Origin of the sequence: Mesobacillus sp. (assembly GCF_049588175.1) — a bacterium.
Taxonomy (GTDB): Bacteria; Bacillota; Bacilli; order Bacillales; family Cytobacillaceae; genus Mesobacillus.
This window is the reverse complement of sequence record NZ_JBAVFI010000165.1, coordinates 1-4294: the sequence shown is the minus strand read 5'-3', so window position 1 is coordinate 4294 and position 4294 is coordinate 1. Positions and strand designations below refer to the sequence as shown.

The 4294-nt window shown below is 44.2% G+C and carries 5 protein-coding genes; all 5 read right to left on the bottom strand.

The features are described from left to right. Nucleotides 1-23: 23 nt before the first annotated feature. On the bottom strand, nucleotides 24-893 hold the full coding sequence (prmC, locus tag WB217_RS03950; RefSeq protein ID WP_423990841.1) for a peptide chain release factor N(5)-glutamine methyltransferase: 870 nt from the start codon (nucleotides 891-893) through the stop codon (nucleotides 24-26). Beyond that, nucleotides 886-1959, bottom strand: a complete 1074-nt coding sequence (prfA, locus tag WB217_RS03945) for a peptide chain release factor 1 (protein ID WP_423990839.1) — start codon at nucleotides 1957-1959, stop codon at nucleotides 886-888. The genes prmC and prfA overlap by 8 nt, the downstream gene beginning before the upstream one ends. A 313-nt stretch (nucleotides 1960-2272) precedes the next feature. Beyond that, entirely contained in the window at nucleotides 2273-2722 is a 450-nt protein-coding gene (locus WB217_RS03940) for a hypothetical protein (protein WP_423990837.1), read from the bottom strand. Nucleotides 2723-2901: 179 nt separating this feature from the next. After that, entirely contained in the window at nucleotides 2902-3522 is a 621-nt protein-coding gene (locus tag WB217_RS03935) for a thymidine kinase (RefSeq protein ID WP_423990835.1), read from the bottom strand. Nucleotides 3523-3771: 249 nt separating this feature from the next. Next, complete coding sequence (gene rpmE / locus WB217_RS03930; protein WP_335428337.1) at nucleotides 3772-3987, bottom strand: 50S ribosomal protein L31; 216 nt, start codon at nucleotides 3985-3987, stop codon at nucleotides 3772-3774. Nucleotides 3988-4294 lie beyond the last annotated feature (307 nt).

Below are 4294 nucleotides of genomic sequence, written 5' to 3'. Positions count from 1 at the left end.
AAAGGCGGGAAAATGTACTCATACTATAACATTTCCGCAAAAACCATCCGGTCCTTGCCATTTATATCAAAGACGATTTCTATATTTGCGTGTGGAAAGGTATTTTTTAAAAGCGCGGCGACCGCTTCGCCCTGCCCTGCGCCAATTTCGAATCCGACAAGCGCCCTTTCTTTTAAAACAAGGGGCAGCTCGTCCATAAATCGGCGATAAAGGTCCAATCCATCTTCACCGGCAAACAGAGCCATGTGCGGCTCGTGCTCCGTTACAATGTCTGACATCCATTCCTGATCAGCAATCGGAATGTAAGGAGGATTGGAGATGACAGCATCCACTTTTTTACCTTGTAAAATGAGCGGCTGCAGCAGGTCTCCGTGGATAAAATCAATTTCCGCGCCTAATGTAGCTGCATTTTTCCGCGCCACTCCCAATGCATCTTCTGAGAGATCGATGGCCGTTACCTTAAGGACCGGTTTTTCAAGCTTTAAGGTAACCGAAATCGCTCCGCTGCCTGTGCCGACATCAACGAGCTCAACTGGATGACCTTCTGGAAAAAGCTTTACAAGACGTTTTAATGTTCCATAAACAAGCTCTTCTGTTTCCGGACGAGGAATGAGTACATGGTCATTGACCTCAAAGCTTCGGCCATAAAACTCCTCAGAACCGATAATATACTGGATCGGCTCACCTTCCGCATGTCTTTTAACGGCTTTCTGTAAAATGTCCCACACACCAGCATCGAGATCGTCGCGCATCATCGCCAGCATAGAAGTCCGGGAAAGTCCTGAAAAGTGCCGAAGCAGCAGTTCACCTGCGTATTCCTCACGATGATGTTCTTTTAAAAAAGAAGAAGCCCAATTGAGGGCTTCAAATATTTTCACGCTGTTATTACTCATTGTTGGCACTCTCAAGCCTTTGAGACTGGTCTTCCATGATCAGCGCCTCAATGATTTCATCCAGCTTGCCTTGTAAAATCTGGTCAAGCTTCTGGATTGTCAAACCGATACGGTGGTCGGTAACGCGGTTCTGCGGGAAGTTGTACGTACGGATACGCTCAGAACGGTCGCCTGTACCTACTGCTGATTTACGAACCTGATCGTACTCAGCCTGTGCTTCCTGCTGGAACTTATCATAAACACGGGCACGAAGAACCTTCATCGCCTTGTCTTTGTTTTTGTGCTGTGATTTTTCATCCTGACATGATACAACGATTCCTGTTGGAATATGTGTCAAACGAACCGCTGACATCGTCGTGTTAACAGACTGTCCGCCAGCACCGCTGGATGCGAACGCATCGAAACGGATATCTTTGTCATGCAGTTCAATTTCAACTTCTTCCGCTTCCGGAAGGCATGCAACAGTAGCAGTGGAAGTATGGATCCTGCCGCCTGATTCCGTTTCCGGAACACGCTGAACACGGTGCGCGCCATTTTCGAACTTCAATTTTGAATAAGCGCCATTTCCATTTATCATGAAGATAATTTCCTTGAAGCCGCCAACTCCTGTCGTGCTTGCATCGATGACTTCTGTTTTCCAGCCTTGCGATTCAGCAAATCGGCTGTACATCCTGTAAAGGTCACCTGCGAAAAGGGCAGCTTCGTCGCCGCCGGCAGCACCGCGGATTTCCATAATAACGTTCTTGTCATCATTAGGATCTTTAGGAATAAGAAGAAGTTTAATGCGGGCTTCGAGCTCTTCAATACGTGGTTCAAGCTCCGAAATTTCTTCCTTTACCATATCACGCATCTCTGCATCAAGCTTATCTTCGAGCATTGCTTTCGCATCAGTCCATTGTTCTTTGACTTCCTTATATTCACGGTAAGCCATTACGGTTTCCTGGATATCAGACTGTTCCTTCGAAAACTCGCGAAGCTTTTTGGAATCATTGACGATTTCCGGGTCACTTAATAGCTCATTCAATCTTTCATAACGATCCTCAACTGCCTGAAGACGATCAAACACGGTCATTCACCTCTATTTTAATATCCTGATTAGGATCAATCGAATTTAACTAAAAATTTGTCATTACATTATTTTGATTGCATCATGTTCCGAATGCCCAATTTTCGAAGCCCATATGAAGCTACGAAAAGAGCTCATAACATTCTAATTATAGTATAGGTGAAAACCTCAGTCAAAGCCATTCTGCTGGGTATGGACTTTTGCGAAGTGGTTTAACTGATATAGACCGGCCTATTAAGCCGAATTATTTTATAGCTAACGGACTTATATATATGTAAAAAGCATGCCCTGTACCGAGCATGCTTAAGCCATTTTACTCAATATCCACATTGATTTCATAACGTGGCAAGGCTTTGGTCAGGTTCTTTTGAAGCGATTTTTCGGCACTCACCAGTTCCTTTTTGGATAGTTGATTACCAGGGTGGGCTGTTACATTCATGGTTCCACCATTGATCCAAATCGACCCAGGCTCAAAGCCTTGAGCAGAAATCACTTCTTTTGCTTTTTGGACATCCTGGGAAAAATTATGGCGGTTCTGGTTATCGGTATTTGGCAGGTTCGGGTTTTGGTCGCCCATGGTCATGTCATTGTCTTGATCTTTTGTAAAATTCGGACCATCTCCGCCGCGAACGCCATTATCATTCGTTGTGAGGTCTTGTCCTGCGGTATCCTGATTTTTGTCATAAGTCGATTCTGTGTTGTCCTGGCCGCAGCCGGAAACGATTATCATTCCAAAAATAAGCATCATCAATATTTTTTTCATATTATGGCACCTCCCAACGTTAGGTTACCCAAACTTACTGAGGGAATGCGCTGATTATTACGTTGAGATTTTTTTCCGCTTAACGCCTCATTTTGTGCTTCAAGAGCCTGATTTACCAGCGTTAAAAACCAAACAAAAAAGCCCACCCAAATCTCCAGGGCGGACTTATAAAAAACAAATTATGACAAGCTTTCCGTTATTTTTTCAACTTTCAGCTCATTTGGCGATTTTGGCACTTCATGGTGGTGCCTGCAGCGCGGTTCATATGCTTCGGATGCCCCAACGAGAATGATGGGATCGTCATAAGAGGCTGGCTTGTCGTTGATCAGACGCTGTGTCCGGCTTGCTGGTGAACCGCAAACAGCACAAACCGCCTGAAGCTTGGTCACAATTTCGGCAACTGCCATTAATGCAGGCATTTGGCCAAATGGCTCTCCACGGAAATCCTGGTCAAGGCCGGCTACGATCACTCGATATCCACTGTCTGCAAGATGCTGGACAACCTGAACGATTTCCTGGTCAAAAAACTGGATTTCGTCGATGGCAATTACATCGATATCAGGGTTGATATGCTGGAAAATATCTGTAGAGTTGGCTATAGGCATTGCTGTAACAGCAGTCCCGTTGTGCGATACAACCGATTCTTCGCTGTAGCGGTTATCGATTTTCGGCTTGAAAACGGCAATGTTTTGCTTGGCAAACTGAGTTCTGCGGACTCGGCGGATCAACTCCTCCGATTTCCCAGAAAACATGCTGCCGCAAATCAGTTCGATCCAACCGCTTTGTTTCATCACGTACATGGTCGGCCTCTCCTTCCTCGCTGGTTCAATTTCTGCAAATATTCGTTAGATATAAATGTATTTAAAAGGCTAACCTTTTTTCAGCTTTTTCCATTATAACAAAAAAAGGAGCCAAATCCAGACTGAAAAATGAAGTTCGTTAAATTAAAATTTTTATAAAAGCTATTTGTTATGTACCTGCGTACACCTAAATATAGACAATAAAAAACAGGCAAGTCACAAAGCTTCTTGCCTGTTTTTTGAATTCTACTATTGCTGTTGTTCGTTCTTAAGGCCGTATTTCTTGTTGAAGCGGTCAACACGTCCGCCAGCTTCAGCAAATTTTTGACGTCCAGTATAGAAAGGATGGCACTCAGAGCAAGTTTCAACGCGAATCTCGTTCTTTACAGAACCAGTTTCAAATTCGTTTCCGCATGCGCAAGTCACCTTAACTGTCTTGTAATTTGGATGAATTCCTGATTTCATTCTTTTCATCTCCTTCCGCCCTGAATCATATCCGAAACAGAGTTATAAATGACAGCAAATATATTACTTGCTGTTTTTGTAAAAACACACTGTAGCTAGTATAACAAGTACTGAACTTTTTATCAAGCTTGTTTTATATGTCATAAAAAGGAAGATGCAATAAAAATTAGGCTATTGATTTCCGTTCCAGGCGCTTCGCTTTCCGCGGGGCAGGCGCTGCGCCCGTAGGACACTGAAGAGCTTCCTCGAATGGACCCACGCTCGATGGAAATGCGTTAGCATTTTCGGAGGAGTCTTCGCGCCTTCC